Origin of the sequence: Flavonifractor sp. An9, assembly GCF_002161245.1 — a bacterium.
GTDB lineage: Bacteria > Bacillota > Clostridia > Oscillospirales > Oscillospiraceae > Flavonifractor > Flavonifractor avicola.
Genome location: NZ_NFHC01000005.1, coordinates 128,379 through 148,595, shown reverse-complemented (window position 1 = coordinate 148,595; position 20,217 = coordinate 128,379). Strand labels below are relative to the sequence as shown.

The 20,217-nt window shown below is 54.7% G+C and carries 26 protein-coding genes and 6 tRNA genes; 12 read left to right on the top strand and 20 right to left on the bottom strand.

Going from position 1 to position 20,217, the window contains the following annotated elements; translation table 11 throughout:
- Nucleotides 1-21: 21 nt before the first annotated feature.
- Complete coding sequence (locus B5G40_RS05685) at nt 22-1,026, bottom strand: AraC family transcriptional regulator (protein WP_006572705.1); 1,005 nt, start codon at nt 1,024-1,026, stop codon at nt 22-24.
- 169 nt (nt 1,027-1,195) lie between these two features.
- Here B5G40_RS05685 and B5G40_RS05680 point away from each other — a divergent pair, with 169 nt between their 5' ends.
- Nucleotides 1,196-2,959, top strand: a complete 1,764-nt coding sequence (locus tag B5G40_RS05680) for an ABC transporter ATP-binding protein (protein ID WP_087399023.1) — start codon at nt 1,196-1,198, stop codon at nt 2,957-2,959.
- Nucleotides 2,952-4,661, top strand: a complete 1,710-nt coding sequence (locus B5G40_RS05675) for an ABC transporter ATP-binding protein (RefSeq protein WP_087399022.1) — start codon at nt 2,952-2,954, stop codon at nt 4,659-4,661. Before B5G40_RS05680 ends, B5G40_RS05675 begins: the two co-directional genes overlap by 8 nt.
- A 175-nt stretch (nt 4,662-4,836) precedes the next feature.
- On the opposite strand, the gene B5G40_RS05670 is transcribed toward B5G40_RS05675, so the two are convergent.
- From B5G40_RS05670 to B5G40_RS05615, 13 genes are all read right to left on the bottom strand, one after another.
- Complete coding sequence (locus B5G40_RS05670; protein WP_087399021.1) at nt 4,837-5,304, bottom strand: hypothetical protein; 468 nt, start codon at nt 5,302-5,304, stop codon at nt 4,837-4,839.
- A gap of 16 nt (nt 5,305-5,320) precedes the next feature.
- On the bottom strand, nt 5,321-5,941 hold the full coding sequence (locus tag B5G40_RS05665) for a DUF998 domain-containing protein (protein WP_164496942.1): 621 nt from the start codon (nt 5,939-5,941) through the stop codon (nt 5,321-5,323).
- Nucleotides 5,942-5,960: 19 nt separating this feature from the next.
- Nucleotides 5,961-6,569, bottom strand: a complete 609-nt coding sequence (locus tag B5G40_RS05660) for an L-2-amino-thiazoline-4-carboxylic acid hydrolase (protein WP_087399020.1) — start codon at nt 6,567-6,569, stop codon at nt 5,961-5,963.
- Complete coding sequence (locus B5G40_RS05655; protein WP_058964285.1) at nt 6,556-6,789, bottom strand: AbrB/MazE/SpoVT family DNA-binding domain-containing protein; 234 nt, start codon at nt 6,787-6,789, stop codon at nt 6,556-6,558. Before B5G40_RS05655 ends, B5G40_RS05660 begins: the two co-directional genes overlap by 14 nt.
- Before the next feature lie 209 nt (nt 6,790-6,998).
- A complete protein-coding gene (locus B5G40_RS05650; protein ID WP_242959259.1) occupies nt 6,999-7,925 on the bottom strand; it encodes a helix-turn-helix domain-containing protein in 927 nt (308 codons plus the stop codon).
- On the bottom strand, nt 7,922-8,653 hold the full coding sequence (locus B5G40_RS05645; RefSeq protein ID WP_242959276.1) for a DNA adenine methylase: 732 nt from the start codon (nt 8,651-8,653) through the stop codon (nt 7,922-7,924). Before B5G40_RS05645 ends, B5G40_RS05650 begins: the two co-directional genes overlap by 4 nt.
- A complete protein-coding gene (locus B5G40_RS17290; RefSeq protein WP_242959257.1) occupies nt 8,553-9,308 on the bottom strand; it encodes a hypothetical protein in 756 nt (251 codons plus the stop codon). Before B5G40_RS17290 ends, B5G40_RS05645 begins: the two co-directional genes overlap by 101 nt.
- Entirely contained in the window at nt 9,308-9,538 is a 231-nt protein-coding gene (locus B5G40_RS05640) for a hypothetical protein (protein ID WP_087399018.1), read from the bottom strand. The genes B5G40_RS17290 and B5G40_RS05640 overlap by 1 nt, the downstream gene beginning before the upstream one ends.
- A 1-nt stretch (nt 9,539) precedes the next feature.
- Nucleotides 9,540-10,958, bottom strand: coding sequence for a phage terminase large subunit (locus B5G40_RS05635; RefSeq protein ID WP_087399017.1), 1,419 nt, complete (start codon nt 10,956-10,958; stop codon nt 9,540-9,542).
- A 594-nt stretch (nt 10,959-11,552) separates the two neighbouring features.
- A tRNA-Val gene (locus tag B5G40_RS05630) sits at nt 11,553-11,626 on the bottom strand.
- Nucleotides 11,627-11,720: 94 nt separating this feature from the next.
- Nucleotides 11,721-11,975 (bottom strand): DUF2829 domain-containing protein, encoded by a 255-nt coding sequence (locus B5G40_RS05625; RefSeq protein ID WP_242959255.1) that lies wholly within the window; start codon nt 11,973-11,975, stop codon nt 11,721-11,723.
- Nucleotides 11,976-12,285: 310 nt separating this feature from the next.
- On the bottom strand, nt 12,286-12,690 hold the full coding sequence (locus B5G40_RS05620; RefSeq protein WP_087330314.1) for a hypothetical protein: 405 nt from the start codon (nt 12,688-12,690) through the stop codon (nt 12,286-12,288).
- A gap of 221 nt (nt 12,691-12,911) precedes the next feature.
- Complete coding sequence (locus B5G40_RS05615; RefSeq protein ID WP_087399015.1) at nt 12,912-13,124, bottom strand: DUF1778 domain-containing protein; 213 nt, start codon at nt 13,122-13,124, stop codon at nt 12,912-12,914.
- Between the two features lie 188 nt (nt 13,125-13,312).
- On the opposite strand from B5G40_RS05615, the gene B5G40_RS05610 reads away from it, so the two are divergent.
- The 7 genes from B5G40_RS05610 to B5G40_RS05585 all read left to right on the top strand — a co-directional run bounded on the left by B5G40_RS05610 (nt 13,313) and on the right by B5G40_RS05585 (nt 16,230).
- Nucleotides 13,313-13,576, top strand: coding sequence for a hypothetical protein (locus tag B5G40_RS05610; RefSeq protein ID WP_087399014.1), 264 nt, complete (start codon nt 13,313-13,315; stop codon nt 13,574-13,576).
- Nucleotides 13,577-13,640: 64 nt separating this feature from the next.
- Nucleotides 13,641-13,841 carry a hypothetical protein gene (locus B5G40_RS05605; protein WP_087399013.1) on the top strand — a complete coding sequence of 67 codons (201 nt, stop codon included), beginning with the start codon at nt 13,641-13,643 and terminating at the stop codon, nt 13,839-13,841.
- Nucleotides 13,808-14,176: a hypothetical protein gene (locus tag B5G40_RS16835; protein WP_158099488.1), complete on the top strand. Its 369-nt coding sequence runs from the start codon at nt 13,808-13,810 to the stop codon at nt 14,174-14,176. The genes B5G40_RS05605 and B5G40_RS16835 overlap by 34 nt, the downstream gene beginning before the upstream one ends.
- 121 nt (nt 14,177-14,297) lie before the next feature.
- Entirely contained in the window at nt 14,298-14,612 is a 315-nt protein-coding gene (locus B5G40_RS05600; protein ID WP_087399012.1) for a hypothetical protein, read from the top strand.
- The gene (locus B5G40_RS05595) at nt 14,613-15,011 is read left to right on the top strand and encodes a hypothetical protein (RefSeq protein ID WP_087399011.1); all 399 of its coding nucleotides are present in this window, start codon (nt 14,613-14,615) and stop codon (nt 15,009-15,011) included.
- 109 nt (nt 15,012-15,120) lie between these two features.
- Nucleotides 15,121-15,759, top strand: coding sequence for an RNA polymerase sigma factor (locus tag B5G40_RS05590; protein WP_158099487.1), 639 nt, complete (start codon nt 15,121-15,123; stop codon nt 15,757-15,759).
- 132 nt (nt 15,760-15,891) lie between these two features.
- Nucleotides 15,892-16,230, top strand: a complete 339-nt coding sequence (locus B5G40_RS05585) for a hypothetical protein (RefSeq protein WP_143383375.1) — start codon at nt 15,892-15,894, stop codon at nt 16,228-16,230.
- A 183-nt stretch (nt 16,231-16,413) separates the two neighbouring features.
- Here B5G40_RS05585 and B5G40_RS05580 read toward each other — a convergent pair.
- The 5 genes from B5G40_RS05580 to B5G40_RS05560 form a co-directional block, all read right to left on the bottom strand.
- Nucleotides 16,414-16,489: transfer RNA gene (locus B5G40_RS05580), tRNA-Lys, on the bottom strand.
- A gap of 3 nt (nt 16,490-16,492) precedes the next feature.
- Nucleotides 16,493-16,567 (bottom strand) — tRNA-Gln (locus B5G40_RS05575).
- Between the two features lie 62 nt (nt 16,568-16,629).
- Nucleotides 16,630-16,705: transfer RNA gene (locus tag B5G40_RS05570), tRNA-His, on the bottom strand.
- Nucleotides 16,706-16,730: 25 nt separating this feature from the next.
- Nucleotides 16,731-16,807: transfer RNA gene (locus B5G40_RS05565), tRNA-Arg, on the bottom strand.
- A 3-nt stretch (nt 16,808-16,810) separates the two neighbouring features.
- Nucleotides 16,811-16,884 (bottom strand) — tRNA-Gly (locus B5G40_RS05560).
- A 170-nt stretch (nt 16,885-17,054) separates the two neighbouring features.
- Here B5G40_RS05560 and B5G40_RS05555 point away from each other — a divergent pair.
- The gene (locus tag B5G40_RS05555) at nt 17,055-17,717 is read left to right on the top strand and encodes an HD domain-containing protein (RefSeq protein WP_087388258.1); all 663 of its coding nucleotides are present in this window, start codon (nt 17,055-17,057) and stop codon (nt 17,715-17,717) included.
- Between the two features lie 55 nt (nt 17,718-17,772).
- On the opposite strand, the gene B5G40_RS05550 is transcribed toward B5G40_RS05555, so the two are convergent.
- On the bottom strand, nt 17,773-18,549 hold the full coding sequence (locus tag B5G40_RS05550; RefSeq protein ID WP_087187761.1) for a hypothetical protein: 777 nt from the start codon (nt 18,547-18,549) through the stop codon (nt 17,773-17,775).
- Nucleotides 18,550-18,769: 220 nt separating this feature from the next.
- Between B5G40_RS05550 and B5G40_RS05545 the strand changes: the two genes are divergently transcribed.
- Both B5G40_RS05545 and B5G40_RS05540 read left to right on the top strand, forming a co-directional pair.
- On the top strand, nt 18,770-19,807 hold the full coding sequence (locus tag B5G40_RS05545) for an FAD:protein FMN transferase (protein ID WP_087399008.1): 1,038 nt from the start codon (nt 18,770-18,772) through the stop codon (nt 19,805-19,807).
- The gene (locus tag B5G40_RS05540; RefSeq protein ID WP_087399007.1) at nt 19,788-20,189 is read left to right on the top strand and encodes a NusG domain II-containing protein; all 402 of its coding nucleotides are present in this window, start codon (nt 19,788-19,790) and stop codon (nt 20,187-20,189) included. Before B5G40_RS05545 ends, B5G40_RS05540 begins: the two co-directional genes overlap by 20 nt.
- The last annotated feature ends 28 nt before the right edge of the window (nt 20,190-20,217 follow it).

Genomic DNA, 20,217 nt, shown 5'->3' with positions numbered 1-20,217 from the left:
CATGCGGCCTCTTGGTTTCTATTAAGGATCTTTCCTTTCCATGTCGGTTTTTTCCGTGAAGTAGTTGCAGTATGCTCTGCGGTATTCCGCAGGGGAGCGTCCGGTGTTTCGCCGGAAGATCTCCGCGAAACGGCTGGGATTCTGATACCCAACAATGGCCGCCACCTGGCTCACCGGCAGGTCGGTTTCCCGCAGCAGCCGCCCAGCCTGCTCCGTGCGCTGCCCCTGAATGTACTGGGTAATCGTGCAGCCATACCGGACATGGAAGGCATCCTTCAGCTTGGAAATACTCATGCAGCCAATACGGCTGAGACGTTCCAGCGGCAGTTCATCCGCACAGTGGGCCGTGATGAAGGCTGCCACATCGGCCAGCCGTACCATATCCTCCGCACTGACAGAACGGCGGTTCTTGCGCTTCAGGTGCCGTTCTGCCACCAGCGCCACCGCCTCCGCCACCTTCCCATCATAAAACAAACGGGCGGGAAGCCCCTCCCCCCGGTAGTCGCGCACCTGTTTCAAGAGCTGCACCATTTCCGGGAAGTGTTCTGTCTGATCCAGCGTTTGAAAAGACTCCAGCAGGCTTTGATACTCCTGGGGAAACTGGCGGCGCAGATAATCCCGGTAGTAAGCCGGGGTGATCTCCACGCCAATGGAAACGATGGGGATCTGCCTGTGGATGAGCGCCCGGTATGGTTCCCGACCTCCGATAAAACTTTTGACACAGCCTGGAACAAGACGGCGGCAGGGGGAGAACTCCTCACCGGAAATGGATTCATACCAGGTGACACTGAGACTCTCCGGCCAATGGAACTCCAGCAGCTGATCCTCATGGAAAAAGAAATCATGGATCTTGATGGTATAGAGATCCTGCTGCCCGTAGGTCCAGAAAAAACCGCCGCCCTGCTGGGAGGTGTGCCGCCAGCACAGCCCCATGGAGCCGTAACGCCGGTTCTCCGGATCTGGAAGAAACCCGTGTTCCTCCATCGCCCGGCCATATTGCTGCTCCAAGTCTTTATTTGCCGCCATAATCTGTCACCACCTCGATCAGCCACATCTCCACCCCAATCAGCCGGAACCGCGCCCAAAGCCTTGCGATACCGCTGTTTTGCCGGTAGGATGGATGCTGGTTAGTATCTGCTAACTAAAATATCACTTCCCGGCGCTCTCGTCAAGCCGGGGGAAGGAGGAACAGACGATGAAAGAAAAACGGCCATCACCGGTGATGCGGCTGCTGCAGTGGGCCGGGCCGGAACGGAAATGGCTGATCCTGTCCGTTTTGTGTGCCTTTGGCAGCGGTATTCTGGTCATCACATCGTATATTGGCATTTACCGGCTGATGGATGCGGTGCTCTCCGGCGCCTGTACCAAAGCAGTTATCGCCGACTGCGCTTTGCTGGTCACGGCGGGCACCGTGGGAAGGCTGGTGCTGCTGGGTACTTCGGGTGTGCTGTCTCACAAGGGAGCCTATGGGGCGCTGTTTCGAGTGCGGTGCATGGTAACGGAGCATCTTGCCAAAGTGTCTCTTGGAGCCTTGGACGAGCGGAGCACAGGCGCGGTCAAGACCGTTCTCAATGAGGACATCGAGAAGTTGGAACTGTTTCTGGCCCACAACCTGCCGGAATTTGTGGCCTATCTCACAGGACCGGTTGTGATTTTCCTGTATCTGCTCTCCGTCAATGCCCCTCTGGCCCTGGTCTCCCTGCTCCCGCTGCCCCTGGCCGGCATTGTGATGGCGGTCATCTTCCGAAGAATGAAGGGGGTCTTGTCCGATGTCAACCGCTCCCTGGTAGGCTTTAATTCCGTGATGATTGAGTACATCTCCGGTATGCGGCTGATCAAAGCGTATAACATGGGCAGCCGCTCCTTCCAGAAATTTTCCCATGCCATTGAGGAGGAGAACCGGATCTGGAACCTGGTCACACACAAGACGGCTCCGCCCTATGCCGCCTTTCTGCTGCTGGTGGAGTGCGGAATGGTGCTGATGGTTCCAGTAGGCGGCCTGCTTTTCCTCCGGGGAAGCGTTACCGGCAGCGTATTTCTGCTTTTTGCCTATGTAGGCGGGATGTATCTCACCGAGATCCTGCCCCTGCAAAAACTGGCCACCACCTTTGCTCAGGCGCTTTCCGGCGTGAAAAAGGTGGAGGAGATCCTGGATCTGCCCACCTTTTCCGGCAGCGCGGCCTTTCCGGAGACCTGCGGCATTACCCTGGATCATGTCTCCTTTTCCTACGATGGAAAGACCGGTGTGCTCAGGGATTGCTCCCTCACTGTGGCGCCGGGGGAAAAGGTGGCGCTGGTGGGGGTGTCCGGTGCAGGCAAAAGCACCGTGATCCAGCTGATGGCCCGCTCTTACGATGTGACCCAGGGAACGGTCCGCATCGGCGGCAGAGATGTGCGGGAGCTGGACTACGAGGACCTGTTGGACCATATCTCTCTGGTGTTCCAGAAGACCTTTCTGACCCGGGGAAGCGTGCTGGAAAACATTCGCATGAACTCGGGAGCAACACTGGAGCAGGTGCGCGAGGCTGCCAGACTGGCGCAGATCGATGATTTCATCCAATCGCTGCCCCAGGGCTATGAAACCAAGGTGGGTACTTTCGGCTCCCGTTTCTCCGGTGGGGAGCGGCAGCGGATTGCCATCGCCCGAGCTATTTTGAAAAACGCCCCCATTCTGATCCTGGATGAAGCCACCTCAGCGGCTGATCCGGAAAACCAGGTGGAGATCGACCGGGCCATTGAAAACCTGTGCCGGGGCAAGACAGTTGTGATCGTGGCCCACCGGCTGGGCGCCATCAAGCTGTGCGACAAGGTGGCAGTAGTGGAGAACAACACCATTACCTGCTGTGGTACCCATGAAGAGGTGCTGGAGAAAAATGAATACTACCGCAGGGCTTGGGCGGATTACCGGGCTGCCCGTGCCATTGCCTATTCCGTGGAAGGGGGTGTGCAGCATGCGTGAGGCAAATGTGTTCCGTAAAAATCGGGCCTTCTATTCCGGTGTGATCCTCACGGTAGTGGAAGGGCTGCTGTCCGGGTGCAGCTACTTGTCCATTTATATGGTTCTGTCCGGGCTGTCTGAGGGCAGCCTGAGCGCACAGCGGCTCGGGCTGCTGACTGCGTTTCTTGCGGGCATCTTCCTGATTCGACTGGTCATTTACGCCGCCGGTTACACGCAGGTTCAGCTGGGCGGAGCTGCTGTTTCCAAAGGACTGCGGCTTCGGCTGGGTGACAAACTCAAACAAATCCCTCTTTCCCGCTTCACCCAGGGACAGGTGGGAGAGTATGTGAATACCATGACCAGCGATGTGGGCAGCTACGAGAAGATCCTGACCCACTCCAGCGGCAACATCACCAAAAACGCGGTGCTGGCCGCCATGCTGGTAGGCTTTGTATGCAAGGTGTATCTGCCGGCGGGGCTGATTCTTTTCTTGGTGGTAGCGGGGCTGATCCCCAATCTGTGGCTTTCCTTCCGCGTTGTTGCCAAATACGGCGTGGCCAAGCATGAGGTCAGTGCCGAGACGGTCAGCAGCATCGTGGAGTACATCGACGGCATCCAGACCTTCCGTGCCTATCATATGGGTGGCGTCCAGAATCAGGCTACTACTGAGGCGATGCGGAGGTTCAGCCGGGTGTGTTATCTGTACGAGGCAAAGGGCATCCCTATTGGCTTCGGGTATAACATTCTCAGCTGGTGCAGTGTGCCGGCCATCATGGCGCTGGCAGCCGGCCCCTGGGCAGCCGGTACGCTGAACAATGTGGATTATCTCATGGTCTCCATGCTGCCCATTCTGCTGACCAAGCTTACCACTGCCATTTCCATCGATCTCTTTGAATGGAAGCACCTGATGGTCTCCAAGAACAATATCCTCCAGGTGATGGCAGAACCGGAGGAGAGAGGTTCCATGGCGCCCTTCCATCCTGCTGAGCAGAACATCACCTTCCGCTCGGTCTCCTTCTCCTATGTGCCGGGAGAGCCGGTGCTGAAGGAGCTGTCCTTTACGGCGCCGGCAGGAAAGCTCACCGCCATTGTAGGAGACTCCGGTTCCGGCAAATCCACCATTCTCAATCTGATCGCCAAATACTACGAACCACAGAGCGGCGAGATCTCCATCGGAGGGCAGTCCATTGAGACCGTGGCGGCAGAACGGGTGCTGGAGCAGATCTCCATGGTGGATCAGCAGGTGTTCCTCTTTGACGATACAGTTCGGGAGAATATCCGCCATGCCCGCCCCTCGGCCACAGACCGTGAGGTGGAAGCCGCCTGCCGTGCGGCTGGATGCGACGGCTTCATACAGAAGCTGGAGCATGGCTATGACACCCCTATTGGGGAAAACGGAAACTTTCTCTCCGGCGGGGAGCGTCAGCGTCTGTCCATCGCCCGGGCTATTTTGAAAAACAGCCCCATCCTGCTGCTGGATGAGGCCACTGCCTCTCTGGACATTGAAAACGAGCTGGCGGTCAAGCGGGCGATCCTGGGGCTTTTGTCAGAGCGGAAGACAGTAGTCATGATTGCACATACCCTGTCTATCGTCCGAAATGCGGATCAGATCCTGGTGGTAGCAGGCGGGAACATTGCGGAGTCCGGCACCCATGAGGAGCTGCTGGCCAGAGGCGGAAAATATGCCGCAATGTGGGCAGCTGAGCAAAGACTGTCCAATTAAGCGGAGATGCTTCCCCAGTACTGACAACGATTCCTTCTCCTCCTATCCCAATAAAGGAATCAACCGGACTGCAAATTGCTGCCCAGTTGATTCCCTTGCCAGAATGTTCATGGCTGCAGACAGAGAAGCGGCCGCTGACAGAATATCCTTGTCAACGACCGCTTTTTGTCATAATTCAGAATTCCGGAATCACGCCATTATAGCGATCCGCCTTTTCCAGAAGCGGCCCCCTGGCGCCCATGGTGAAGGCAATGTCGCTGCTGCGGATGGATAAGAGCCGCATCCCTGGGGTAATGCGAAGAAAATCCATCATTGGCTTCGTAAGACGGATCAGCCCATCTGCTGTCACAGAGAGCCAGCAGTAGGAGCGGCCCTTGTAAGGAAGAAATGAACCTTCTTCGGCGGTATAGTCCAGCAGATCGGGCAGAGCGGCCAGAATATGGCCCAGCTTGGATGGCAGGAGCAGCCCCTTTCTGGTCACGCAGAATCCACCGGTCACCTTGCTTCCGGTAAAGAGATAGACCTTGCCTTCGGCGGTGATCTGGTATTCCGCCATAGCCTGGATGGGAAACTGAACTTTGCCGGATGCTTGAATGTTGGATTTCCCAAAAACAAATTTTCCGCCTTTGTTCATCTGCGGCATCGGAACCACTCCTTTCTTATTGTGCGCCTCTGGCACTGAGCAGTGCCAGAGGAAGATACATAAACAGCAGGGTCAGCCGCTGCCACAGCCCCTCCCATGCAATCACGGTGTGGGCAAACCGGGGCTTGTCTGCCATAACGAACAGCACGAAGAAAACCAACGCCAGGATAAAGCATGTCAGCGCGCACAGAGCAAGGCCGGTCTGCCTGCCCTTGAAACAAAACAGTGCAACGACCAGCGGAGCGAAGGTCAGCGCCAGAAAACCCAACACCGACCCGAAACCGTGAATCTTTGCGGACAAAGTCTCCATCGCCTTGGTTTCTGACACAGGAAACAATCCTGACAAAATGCAGCCGCCCAGAGCGTAGATGATCAAGATTGCCGCCAGAGCCAGACTGAGACCGCCGGACCGGCCCCAAAGGAGGGGGCACAGCTGGGCGCAGGCCAGCAGAATGGCTGTCCCCAGGAAGAGCAGCCATAGAGTATAGACCGTGTGGAAGGGGGCGCTTCGGTTTCCCAGCACACTCATGACCTGCCGGGTGTGGCGGTAGCCCGGATAGGTGGGCGCCAGCAGAAAAGGAATAACCAGATCCAGCAGTAAAAACAAGGGCAGAAGGGAGTAAAAGGTATGTTTCATAGGCAGTTTTCCTAATTCCTCATTGCGCCTTGATGAAATGGAAGTCACAGCAGTCCGCTCCGCTGCCCAGCGTTCCGCTGCGCAGGAAGTTTATTTTGGGAGCCAGTCCGGAGAAGGAGATGTCATCACTTTCACAGAATACACAGCACAGCTCCGGGCACCCAAATTGTTTCGTAACATCCCAGTAGAGGCAGCGGTGCAAATTGAAATGGATCTCTTGGCAGTCACAGCGCACCCACTCTGTTTGCCATCCCTCCGAAGGAAAGTGGTTTTTTATGTGTCGTTTGACGCCCATCCGGAAAATGAGATAAGCAAAAGGAAGCGAACCTAATTTTTGCATTTCGGCTTTTTTATCTATGGCAGCTTTGTGTGCTGTTTCTCGTACCAACAACAATGCCTGATCTTCTTGAATACCATGTTTCAAAAGCGCTTTGTAATATGACATCAAAGGAAACAGCCTGCTCTGGATATGCTCCTCGATCACATGATTGCCCCGGTCATTCCCGTGCTGGCACAAATCCTGGTAAAGTTCCTCCGCCTGTTGGAGTAAGGTACAGCCTGTTTCCTGACCAAAGGCACGGATGCAATCGTCTTCCAAAAAGAAAAGAGCTGTGTCACTGGTCTGCATCCGTCTGTCCCTCCGAGATTTTTTTGAATACATCATAAGCGTGCTTCTCCAGCACATCTGCCTTTGTGACGGCAATGCCCCATTTCTCGTCGCCCAACACAATCAAAGTGTCTCCGGCTTTAATATCAAAGACCTGTCGAGCCTCCTTGGGGATAATGATCTGCCCACGCTCCCCAACCTTCACCGTTCCGAAAATATAGTGTCCCTTTGTGGTTTCCATGCGTATGCCTCCCATGATACATATAAATATGAAATACATACTTGTATGTATTTTAGCGTTATCAAGGAAAAATGTCAAGGGGCGGAAGTGTGCGGTGACTGGATTTTGGGAACAGGAACTCAAGCCTTCCGTTTTCAAAATAAGAGATACCCGAAGTTCCTTATGTTTTAGAACTGTGGGTATCTCAGAAAGGGCAAAGTATATGGATGTTAATTGTCATCAGCAATCGAAAGGTGTGCCCTGCGGCGATACTCCAGCGGCGGGCAGCCGAAGTGCCGAACAAAAACTGCGGCAAATTTGCTCTGATTTTCGTAGCCTACCTGTGCTGCGATCTCCGCCACTCGTAATTCACTGCTCTGCAGCAATTCTGCTGCCCGGCGCATCCTCACCTCCCGCAAAAATGTGGAGAGGTTTTCTCCAAACACACCGCGGAAGTAATTCTTGAGACTGGTTTCGGCCACCTGGAACCGATCCGCCAACTCCCGCGCCGTGTGGTTCTGGCTCAGGTCTGCGCACAGGATGTTCCGTGTCTCTCTGGCGATGGACACTTGGGAGCTGGTAAAATAGCGGACTGTGGGACTGGTTTCAAGAGGCTGGCGTTCTACCTTCCAAAGCAGCTGGGCGGAGAGAAGTTTCAGCAGTCCCACTTCCTCCGAATCTCGAAGCTGCCACAGGTCATCCAGCAATGTCTGTACACAGGCAGGCGTGGGTCCCAAATAGAGTCGGCGGGAGGTATGCAGGTGCTCCATGATCCCCTCTGGGCTTACTTCCCCCTCCTGAAACAGTGGATAAGGACGATGGGCCAACATATCCAGATCCAAAAACAACTCGACACCCTCATAGAGACCGCTGGGGTAGCGATACTCCTCCTGAGCCTGCTGGGTTCCTACGGCCATGTGTCCTTGAGAGAGGAAGGCAAACTGTCCATCCTCCAGCGCTACTTCACAGCGCCCCTTCCGGCAGAAGTTCAGCAGCAGAATGTTGGCCGCTTCATTCTGTGCCAAGGGCCAGACCTGAGTATAGATCCGGTTGAAGGAAAGAATTGCGCCCTCCCACAAAGAAAACAGTCGCAGGCTTCCGTTCTCTGAACCATAGAGGGTCATCACCGTAGCCTTGCCGTTGGCTCGAACCTTCACATTGCTTGGGAGATGTAAAACTCCTTGTACAGATCTACGATGAAGGGGCAGTAGTTGTAGGAAACCATCACAAACCCCTGGCACTCCAGAAGCGCATCGTGGAGGCGCTGGTGGTCTTCCTTGGGAAAGCCCACCGCATAGCAGTCCTCCGCATCGTAGTAAGGCGGGTCACAGTAGAAGAATGCGTCTTCCCGGTCATATTGGCGGATGAGGTCGACGCAGTCCTTGTTCTCGATGACCACCTCCGCCAGTCTGCGTGAGCACTCCCAGACCAGATGGAAAAAGCGGCGGATGTCGCAGGATTTTCCGGCGAAGGACTTTGCGCCGCCGCTGAAGCTGTACCGGATAAGCTTGAAATAGTCAGCGGCCCGCCGCACATCTCCGCGAGGCGCTCGTTCCAGCATCATCCTTCGGATGGTTTTGGCATCCGGCGGTTCCAGATACCGCTGGGTCAACTCCATCTCCTCGTCCAGATAGTCATCGGTGAATTCCTCACGGGAGAAAAACTTATACAGCACATTGAAGTCATCACGGGTGTTCAGCGGCAGAAAGCCAAGCTCCAGCAGGAGCGCCATGGTTCTGTTTTTGACACAGCAGAACAGATTGGTCAGGTCGCCGTTGAAATCGTTATAAACCTCCATGCATCCCTGCTGGATCGGACGGCTCAGTGTGACTGTCCCGCTGCCGCCGAACACATCGATAAACCGGGAATAGCGCGAGGGGGACAGCTTGTGGATCAGCCAGAGCAGCTTGCTTTTGCCTCCCACCCAGGGGATGAAGCTTTTCAAGCGGTATCACCTCCCTCCAGGGGGAGGGATATCTGGCCGCTGTCGGTGAATTGTTCCAACGCTTTTGTGAGGCCGCGCTCCGCATGGGCGATCTTCTTGATCCTGCTTCGGAGCTGCCGGATCGTCCTCCGCAGCTCATCCTCGGTGCCGGCGTAATAATTGCTGCCTGTCCGGTCTCCGCTTCCGGGTCAAACCAGGAGTAAATACAGCCGTCACCGTCCACAGCAGCGTTGCGCATAAACTCACGGAGCTGCTTTGACAGCTTGTTGTATTCAAAAAGAGCTTCAAACTGGTTCGTCATGACCTGCGTAATGCGCTCAATCTGAGCCACATCCATAGAGCCGTTGGACGACATTGGAGAGGCGGCCATTTTCAGGTTGTCCGTGGCAGTAGAGGCCACTACATACAAGATGATTCTCTTGATGAAGTTGAAAACAGGGGTAGGCAGGCCGTTTGCCTGCACACCTTCCCACTGTTTCCCAATGTAAAAGTTCTCGTTGGCCTGCACATTGTCATACAAATTCAACCCGGCCTTGAAAGTACAGGCAGCCTCAAACTCATTCCACACCTTTTCAGGCGTCATTTTCTCTGCCATTAGGATCTCTCCTCTGCCGGGGGCCACTGATAGCCCATAATATTGTCAATTCCCTGCTGAAGCAGCTTGTCTGGGGCCATTTCTTTCTCTTTCTCACCAAAAACAGGGGTAACAACAGGCGGAGGGTCTTGAGAAACAACCTGTTTGGATTGCCGGATCAACTTTTCCAGTTCACTTACCCGGTTTTCCAGCCGCCCAACGGCAATAGCAAGTTCAATCATTCCGTCCATCTTACCCTCCGTAGCTCATATAGCCGTCGGTGGCGTCCCCGCCGGTCATGAAGTCGTCGTATTCTTCCATGTAGTCGTCGTCATCGTCCATATTTTTCACAGGCTCCAGACGTGCGCCCATGGTTCGGTAAATCAATCCGTATCGAATGGCGTCAGGGCTATGGGTAATGTCGTGGGGTTCCTTGGCGCAATCTGACGGGTTCTTTTCGTCGTGCTGCAACGCTGGCAGGTTCAAAATCAGCCGTCGGCAATCCTTAAAAATCACCATTCCAGGCTTTCCGTCCTGGCGCACCTTCAGGAACTCCTTGACGATCATCCAGCCCTGCACACGCTGGTTACTGGCAGAAACAAGGCCAATGCCATTCTGCATGAAGACCTCTGCCATAGTGCGGCCCGTATCTTTCTGCGTGGTCCACATATCCGGCGGCGCCACGGTAAACTGAATGTGCTCTTCCGGCGGCGTCAGCCGCTGCATAGCAGCAGCCGCTTCCGAAACAATCAGCCCGGATTCGCAATACTCCCGATATACCCACACACGGTCGTCAAAGTCGATGGCAAACCAGTAGCAGGCAAACATATCAAGGCCGTAGTCAAAAGCACGGTATTTGGGCCATTCGGCAGGGATCAAGAACGGTTCACAGGTATGCAGTTCCTTGCGGAACTCGGAGAAATACTGGCCCGCCATAGCATCCCAGTCGCCATATCGGTGGGCAGCCCGGATATCTTCGGGCAGGGTGTCCAGCATCTGAATGTATTCAGGAGAAGACTTCAAAAGGGCCTCGTTGTCCTCAACGGTGGCCGGGATAAACAGGTAGTCTTTGCCGTCCTCAATGCCCTCATATTCCCTAGTTACAAACAGGCGCTTCACCCACTGGTGGCCTACGCCGCCGGGGTTACAGGTCAAATAAAAGTGCTTCGGAATCTTGTTGACGCCGCGCAGCGTAGCGCCCATAGTACGAAACTCATACTCCGTAAAGTGGGTGGCTTCGTCCATGAAGATCCAGTCATATTCCTGGCCCTGATACTCCGTGATGGCTGCCGCTGACTGCAAGTGGCCGAATTTAATGGCTGACCCGTTGGCAAAGAACATCATCCGCATGGTTCCGTTGTAGCTGGCGATCATGTCACCGCACGGCCTGCCGTCCACAGTGGCGGAGTTAATCAGCTTGTTCATGGGCTGGATAATGGTCTGTTCCAGCTCCGGGTAGGTTCGGCGCAGAATGAGGATCTTGATTCCGGGATACTCCAATGCGCCCTTGATAGCCGCACGAATCAGAACGTGGGTTTTGCCTCCTCCACGGGCACCGCCGTATGCCGTGTATCGTTTTGGGCTGTCAATAAACTTCCACTGCTTTTCGTACAGCTCGCCAAGATCCAGTTTGATTTCGCCCGTAGGCTTGTTCGGTTTTCTGCCTGCCATAACAGCCTCCAGACAAAATAAAAGAGGCCAGATACCGAGTCATGCTCGATAACTGGCCTCTAGGGCTCTAATCTGACAGGATGTGCACACCCACACTTCCTGCAATATGGGGCTACACCCTTTCCGGTGGCCCCAGCCTCTATCGCTCCGATCTTTGCATAGGTCAGCGGGCATAACACCCACCTGCCCTGAACTACCGCAGCTTTCTTTGAAATTTTCGGGGATTCCATATTGAAACACCCACCCCCTGTTTTCTTCTACCCCCTATAGGGAAAGGCCCCAGGAGGCAGGGGAAGAACCCCCTGGGGCTATCAAAAAGGAGGCCCGGGATCTGCACCGGGTGGTGCCGCCTCCGTCTCATGCAACTGCAAGGCGGCATATACAGGCGGTTTCCCGCCTGTTGTGGGTCGTTGCAGCCACCCACACTTCCTGTACTGCAAACAGGGCGCCGTTTCCCTTCTCCGGTGCATAATTAAGCACTGTAAGCCTCCGGTATAGTGTCTTTCCACAGTCAGCCCTGTGGCCTTTGGGGCGTTCCCCGTCTTTCCGGGGTGCCAACAAAAAGATGAACACGCGAAAGGTGCGTGCGCACACTGGCCTTGGCCGGACTCGAACCGGAAACCTGACACCTGATTGTGGATCCGCTCTACCCACTGAGCTACAAGGCCATATATAGCCCCAGTCTAAGGGGCTATGTTGTGAGTTTATGAGGCTTTGCTCACGGGCCTGTAATGGGCTCTGCGCCCGTATGTATGTGTTATATCAACTGATGATAACCCAGTCGTCCGCCAGCATATCAGCCTGGGACGCCAGCCAACCAAGCTGTACGCCGGAAGTGCCGACAAACGCAAGCGCCGCGCTGCCAACGGCTTCATGGTTCACATTGATGATCTCGCCCATAGGGTTGACATAGCTGATGGCTGTTGCCAGTTCGACATACTGGTTCTTGCCGTTCCAGCCGATGCGCTGAATACGCTTTCCTTCCTTCACCGCAGTAATGGCTTCTCCAAAACTCATAGTGTTTACCTCCTGTGTCATTGAATTATATAGCGGGTGTGTTGATACCCCTATACCTCTCTCCGCGACTACCCCCTCGTTTTCCGCTACCCCCTACCGGGTGGGGGTGGTGGTAGGGGGAGTGCCCCCTCCCCCTGGCCCCCAGCGGTCCAGCAGCAGCACCACACCACGGGGCGGCAGGTGTCGTTATAATGCCCAACCAGCAGCCAGGAGGGGATGGCGCTTATTGGGCCTGGTTTACCGAAACGCCGTATCCATTGCGGCACAAGGCTTTAAGGATTTATGCCAACTCAACAAAATGACTATTTTATTAAGTACGCTTGTCTTTGCGGCCCTTGGGAGGTGTCCCGAACGATACAGAGACCTTGAGGAGCCCAGCGCCTTCCGCTTCCGGCCTGTCGGTATAGCCTCCATAGGGTTTCTGCTTCAGGAGGAAGATCGCCGCCGCGTCGGTCCTCTGCTCCAGGCGATTGCGGATCTCCAGCAGGGCTTTTTGGCAGATCTGAGGGTGTCTCTTGTATCCCGGCTCCCCCGCCTCCCACACTTTCCACTCCTTCTCAGTTACCCCGAGATACAGGAGCAAGCCGGGCTTTGTGGGCCTTGTCCCATCGGCGTCACAAGCTGCAAAGTAGTCTGCACAAGCCTGATCCAGCTGGGGAGCCGTGTAGTAGGTAAGCAAGCCCTCTTTCTCCCTCTGTTTATCCGTCTTGTACATCTGTGACACCTCCCTTCGGGCCGTAACCTGTAAGTCTTCCGTTCTACTATAAGGGTGCGAGGGTGAATCGCGTTATGTGACAAGTCATTACGCTAAAGTAAAGCCGCAATCCATTGTCTCACAACAGATTGCGACTTTGAAAATTTTTTGTTTTGGGAATCTTACCGTGTGCTGTTATGTCACTTTACAGTTCGTTAAGTGGCTCAAAAAGTTACGAAATCCTACATTTCTTCATTCTCTGTTTCGGTCTCTTCCAGCGGCTTCACAGCCTCCAGAACGACATCCACTATAAACTTGTTCATGCTCTTCCCGGCCCGCTCTGCGGCGTCCTGAATGGCTTCCTTGGAGCCAACCGGAAAGGCAACAGATAGCCGATCAAGATTAGCCCTATCCCACCGCCTGTTACTCTCTCTTTTCTTCTCATTATAAGGCATGATAAACCCCCTTTTCTTGTTTCAAGTGTATCATGCATCAAAACACTTAACAAGTGCGCACAATGCACAAAACAGCTTGCTTAACCTTGTGCATCATTGCTGATTGACGGCACTTAATAAGTGCGATATGATATAGGTACACCAAGCGAAACACAAAATGACAGCCCCACCGGGCAGGAGGTCAACACATGAAAATGTACAGCAGCTATCGCGAAGCGTGCGATATCTTTGAGTCCATCAGCCCAGAATTCGTGTACAACATCCGTGAAGAAATCAGCGGCGACGTTATTAGCGGCACTAAGATGGAGTTGCTTCACAAGATCCACGACGCCGACCAGGCCGCAAACGGCGAAGTATCCCACGTTCCTTACTCCTACTACTACCAGGGCGAAGAACCTAGCGACGAGTATGTAGAGGCTTGGGCAATCATCGAGTGTGCTTACGCGTTCTAATCAAGGCCCTGGGCGGTGTGCCTGAAACGCCGCACCCCATAACAAAAATCAAGGAGGAATCACCATGAAACTGTTCCGCCGCCGCAACACCCGCAAGCCTGCCGTTCCCGTTGAGGAGCGCGAATACCTGGTAGTATACGAGGAGACCGTGGGCCGTCCTTCTATTGACTGGGCCATTCGCACCACGTCCGCCGCTCTGGCCCGCAAGGCCTTTGAGGACGCCGGGCTGATTTGCTCCCGGATCATCGGCATCGTCGCCATCTGATAGAGGGCATTTTCTCTGACTTTCAAAGAACCCACCCTAAATGGAAGGGACGCAGAACCGCTTTTCTTCCCGGACACGGAACAACGCTTTTCATCGAAGGAATCCACTTTATCGTAGACGGTGATTGCTCTCACCTCCCTGCGCTCAACAAAGAAAACGCGGAAGAAGGGGCTGCTTACCAATTCGCTGGTGGTTTTGTTTACGTGAAAAGGTTATATAAAATTAGCAAAGAGTACGCAAAAGAACACAATCTTCTTTATCTTGATAGAGTTGAGACGAGCGTAGGCGATTTTGCTCTTCCTGGAGGAGATTTAAGCAATGAGTCCCTTGTTTGACATACCGCCCCTTCTGGGGCGGTTTTCTTTATCTATTTTGTGCTTTTCTATTGAAAAGCTAAAATTATTATTTTATAATACTTTAAACCTAAAAGTCAACATAGCAGATCGGGGGTATTAAATGGATTACTCCATCATTGTATCGGTTATTGCCGTCGGAGTCTCCGCCGTGTCCCTCTTTTACGGCATTGGCCGCGACACAAAACCGGACCCGCAGCAGGACGGGAAAATGGACCAGCTTATAAACACCACTACGGAAATGAGCCGGAAGCTGGACAAAATCGCAGAGTGGCAGCAGACTGCGGCCGGCATTCACGCCAGCCACTCCGAGAAAATCAAGACCCTTTTCAACAGGCTGGAAAACCTGGAGAATCGCATGGAAGACCGGCAGGTTATTAACGCAGCGCTCCAAAAGATTTTAGAGAGGATGAGTTAAATGGACGACGCAAAGAAGATCATTGACGAAGCCGAGCGTGAAGGTCTACAGATGAGCCAGGGGCTTTTGAAGCTGGTTCTAAAGATGTGGGACAGTGCCCGGGAAGATGTCCAGGCGGCTACAGCAGCGGCGCGGCGTCTCCGGCTGGTCTCTGTGTTGGCCGCCGTGCTGGCTGCCGTGTGCCTCTGTGTTTGCATTTATCAGGGCACCGTGATCCATCGCCAGGGCGGTGAGATTGCAGCAATTCACCGCATCCTAGAGGAGGGCGTAGTCATTGAGGAGACCACGACCACCACCGAAACAACTACCACCCAGACGGTTGATGGTGACAGCGCCACTATCAACAACGTGGACGGAGAGCAATACAACGATAATGCCGTGAATGGGGGTGCTGAATAATGGCAAAGGCAACCCAGACAACCACCAAGAAAACCAACAAGACCACCAGAAAGACGGTGATCGGCGGCACAAAAGGCGGGAAGAACTGCCCCACCTGCGGAAAACCCCTATGAGCAGCCGCCACATTGAGGAGCGCCGCCGCGTTGAGTCCGTCACCAGTCAGCAGCGTTTAATGGACGCCATCAATGGCACAGTCCTAAAGCCCCGTGAACGCCAGGTGCTGCTGCTCAAAATCTTTGATGACCTCTCCCACAACGAGATTGCAGACCGGCTGAACATCACCGAGAAAACATCACCAAGCAAGGGTGTTGCTGGTGCTGGCCTGGGTCTCGGAATTGCCGGTACTGCTCTGGGCCTGCTGAACGGGGGCGCTGGCCTGCTGAACCTGCATAGCGGCATTGCTGGCGGCTGCTGCTCCGAAAACACCGCCGTCAACCGCTACGAGCTGAACCTGACCCAGGAGATTGCCTCCAAGGACGCCCGCATTGGCCTGCTGGAGTCTCAGGTCTATGTTGACCAGAAGCTGACCGACGTGGTGAAGGACTACACCGCCCAGATCAACGCGCTTCAGGCTCAGATTGCCCAGCAGGCGGTCTTTAATGCCACCATCAACGGCACTGTGACCTGTATGCAGGGCCAGCTGTCCGCAATCACCAAGACTGTGGTGCCCAACACCAGCGTGTGCCCCGGCTGGGGTAATGTAACCATTACTCCCGCCGCCGCCACTACCACCACGCCCGCCGCCTGAAGGGCTGTTCCTGTTTCGGCATTTGCCCTAACAGCAGAGGAACCAACGCCCACAAAGAAGGCCCGGACACGCAAAAAGGGGAAGGGTTGACGCCCTTCCCCTTTTCTAATTTTCTAAAATCAGGAGGTATTTATGGTTACTATGCAGCAGGTCAAAACCGGCCTTGTTAAATACATTGATACTGACGTTCTTCCCCATCTGACCGGCATTAAAAAGCTGGGCCTGGGCGTCTACACGGCGCTGGCCGCCAACAACGTGGTCGGTCTGATGGAGAAGTACCGGGAGCATCCTGCGGTCGCCGTTCTGGACGTGATCGACGCCGAGGGCAACGTGGATATCGACAAGCTGTACCAGGCCGTTGCTCCGCAGTTTGCTAACGGCAAAAAGCAGACTATTAGTATTCCGCTGATTGGTGACATGACCATTGACCGCACCGACCTGGAAAAACTTTACCGTTATATTAAGGGGTGACAATTATGAAAATGATCGCTGAGATCTAGGTAAACCCGTGTGTAACGCCGTGTGCAATTTCTGCACTTGAACCCGGTTTTTCATTACGGAAGCAGGAACTGAAAACGCCAAACCGGAATCGCGCTTTCTATTGCAAGAGTAAGAAAAAACCCTGTAGCCTTTGAAGCTACAGGGTTTTCTTTTTGGTGACCCGTCGGGGATTCGAACCCCGGACCCACTGCTTAAAAGGCAGTTGCTCTGCCGACTGAGCTAACGAGTCATATGGCTGGGATGGCTGGGCTCGAACCAGCGAATGCGGGAGTCAAAGTCCCGTGCCTTACCACTTGGCTACACCCCAACATGGCTGGTCAATAGCAAAGGGGCCGGAGCGGACGCTCCGGCCCTTCCGCCATGCGTTTATGGGGTGGGTGACGGGACTCGAACCCGCGACACTCGGAACCACAATCCGATGCTCTACCAACTGAACTACACCCACCATATGGAAAAACCAAGCGGGAAAATGGCACGCCTGAAGGGACTCGAACCCCTGACCCACTGCTTAGAAGGCAGTTGCTCTATCCACCTGAGCTACAGGCGCGTATGGAGCGGGTGATGGGAATCGAACCCACGCGACCAGCTTGGAAGGCTGGGATTCTACCATTGAACTACACCCGCATGGGCGCTGACTGTTGTTAAGTACGTCAGCCAGAATATAGTAGCATACCATTTGCTATTTGTCAACGCTTTTTTGCACAGTCCAGAAAAATTTTTCTCCAACTTGCAAAACAGGCCTTCCTTGGTTATGATGAGAGAGCAGGCTATCTGGCAGAGGAGGAAATCCCGGTATGAAAATCAGTTATCAGATGGTACGCCAATCGGAAGAAATCCGCACCTATATCACACAGGCCGACCATTCGCTGTCGGCACTGGGTTTTACAGAACACAGCTTTGCCCATGTGACACGCTGCGCTGAGGTCGCTGCTGACATTCTGGTACAGCTTGGTTATGATGCTCATCAGCAGGAACTGGCCCGCATTGCTGGTTTTATGCACGACATCGGCAACGTGGTCAACCGCCACGATCACGCCCAAACCGGCGCGGTTATGGCCTTTCGTATTTTGGATAAGATGGGAATGGAACCGGCAGATGTAGCCGCTGTCATCACCGCCATCGGCCATCACGACGACTCTACCGCCTTCCCGGTCAATCCTGTGGCCGCCGCCCTGATCCTTGCCGACAAGACCGACGTGCGCCGCAGCCGGGTCCGCAACAAGGAGCACCAAAGCTTTGACATCCATGATCGGGTCAACTACGCCGCCGAGCGTTCCGATCTTTCGCTGGACAAGGATGCCGGTACCATTACCCTGACTCTGACCATCAATACAGAGTTCTGTGCCGTTATGGACTACTTCGAGATCTTTTTAGAGCGGATGCTCCTGTGCCGCCGGGCGGCCGAGCACCTGAGTCTCCAGTTCAAGCTGGTCATCAACGGTCTGGCTCTTCTGTAATAAAAAAGCCCGGTTCGGCGTTTGCCGAACCGGGCTTTTTTATTCTTTCACGCAATTACATGAGACGCACGGTGTAGTAGACCGCCAAGATCAGCAGCCAGGCTACCAATACGCCGTACAGCAGTGCCAGGGCCCCCAGCACGCACGCCGCGATTACCACCACGGCGACCAGGGCGCAGGTCACATAGAGCATGGCGTAGTTCGCGTTCTTGGGCAGGATTTCCTTGCTCTTACCTTTGATGTTCCACACACCCTTGTGAGCCTGGAGCATCCGGAAGCACACGGCGGCAACCACAACGATCACGGCCAGTACAGCCAGATAGCCATATCCCACCAGAGGACTGCTGGCAGCCTGAGCAGCAACCTTAACGCCCAGCAGACCCAAAGCACCGAGTACCGCAGCAAAGAAAAATTCCCGCTGATAGAGATAGTAAATCAGCGCCAGCACGGCCACCGCAGGCACCGCGATGTACAGGAAATTGATGCCCTTGTCATAGAAGTAATGAATGACCACCGCACACACGGCCAGCACCAGAGAAATCCCGGTCAGGACCCCCGGCAGACAAAGAGAACGGCCTGCACGCCAGAATACCAGGGTCCAAATCAGCAAAACCACGAAGCAGATCGGCAGTACAATGGACAATACATTGAACATTCCCTGAAGGGCTACCGCAATATAGACCTGTTCAGTGGTAAAGTTTACATATACCTTGTTCAGCAGAAGGAGCAGAGCCTCCAGCACCACAGCGCCCAGAATCCACCAGAGGACCTTAGTCAGAACGATGTCTTCTTCCCGTGCGCGCTGGGCTTTCTGTTGTTCTTTCTTATTCATGTATCCATCTCCTGTGGCAAAGTGTTCGGCAGATATGGCGAACAACCCTGAATCATCAATCCCATATAGTTTATCAGAATCTGCCGCATATTGCAAGTCAAGAATCCCTTTTCTCTTTTCAATCGTGAAAAACTATGCTAGAATAAAGTCTGCAAAAAATTCCGAAACCGCGGCGCCATCGGTCTTTGGCGGAGCGGCACCATGCAGAATGGAGTCAATCATGAAGCGTTTTCTTCCTTTCCTTTGCTGCCTGCTTTTCCTGGCTGGCTGCACCGCCCCCTCTGCCGATGCGGAACCTGCACAGGTCCAGTTCTTTTCCATGGACACCGTCATGTCCATCCGTGTATATAACGAAGGCGGCGAAGATGCCATCCAGGCCGCCCGGCAGGAGGTCGAACGTCTGGACAAGCTGCTTTCCCGCACCAATCCGGACAGCCAGATCTCTCTTCTCAACAGCCATGCCGGAGACGGCACCCTGATCTCTTTGGATGCCGAGGTGGCAGATCTGCTGTCCTTTGCCAAATCAGTTTCTCAGCTGCTGCCCGGCTGCTTTGATATCACCATCGCGCCTGTGATGGACGCCTGGGGCTTTACCAAGGAGGAGCGCCACGTTCCTTCAGCTGAGGCTTTGGCCGACGCTATGTCTCTGGTGAACAGCGAAGCCCTCATTGTGGATGAGGCCTCCTCCTCTGCCCGACTTGAGCAGGCAGGCATGGAAGTGGACCTGGGCGCGGTGGCTAAGGGCTTTGCCGCCGGCCGGGCGGACGCCGTGCTGCGAAAGTATGGCGTTACTTCCGCTCTGCTGGATCTGGGCGGCAACGTCACCGCCATTGGCAGTAAGCTGGATGGTTCCGCCTGGCAGGTGGCGGTCAAAGACCCGCAAAACACCTCGGAGGCTCTGTGCGTCCTCTCTCTGGAAGATCAAACCGCCTCCACTTCCGGCGGGTATGAGCGCTATTTTAAGGAAAACGGTCAGACCTATCATCACATCATCGACCCCAAAACCGGCTATCCCGCCGACAGCGGTCTTTTGTCTGTGACGGTGATTTCCTCCGACCATATGCTGGCCGACGCTCTCTCCACCACCCTGTTTGTAGCCGGTCCGGAGGAGGCGCTGGACTTCTGGCGCAGCAGGGATGATTTTGAGCTGGTGCTGTGTACGCAGGACAACAAGGTAATCGTCACCGAAGGTCTGGAGGCGGGCTACCGCCCCGCCGGTGAGGATCGGGGGTATACCTATGAGATCGCCCGCCGCTGATCACCGCCGTCCCACCCTGTGGGACGGTCTGGTCGTACTGGCTGTAGTGGCTTTCGCGGTACTTCTGGTATTCCTGCTGCGCCCTGCAGAGGGCAGCGCCGTCACCGCCGTCATCACCCTGGATGGCGAGACAGTGGCCCAGTATCGCCTGGATCAGCTGTCCCAGCCGGTTACGCTGGATGTGGAAGGGGCAGCCTACCCCCTCACCATCCGGGCGGAACAGGGCCGTATCTGTATTGAACACAGCGACTGTCCCAGTCAGGACTGTGTGCGTACCGGCTGGATCAGCCGCCCGGGGCAGCAGATCATCTGTCTGCCCAACCGGCTGGTCATCTCTCTGTCCGGTACGGAGCCTGAACCCTTTGACGCGGTAACAGGCTGAAAAGTTCCCCACCTGCGTTTCTTTTTTC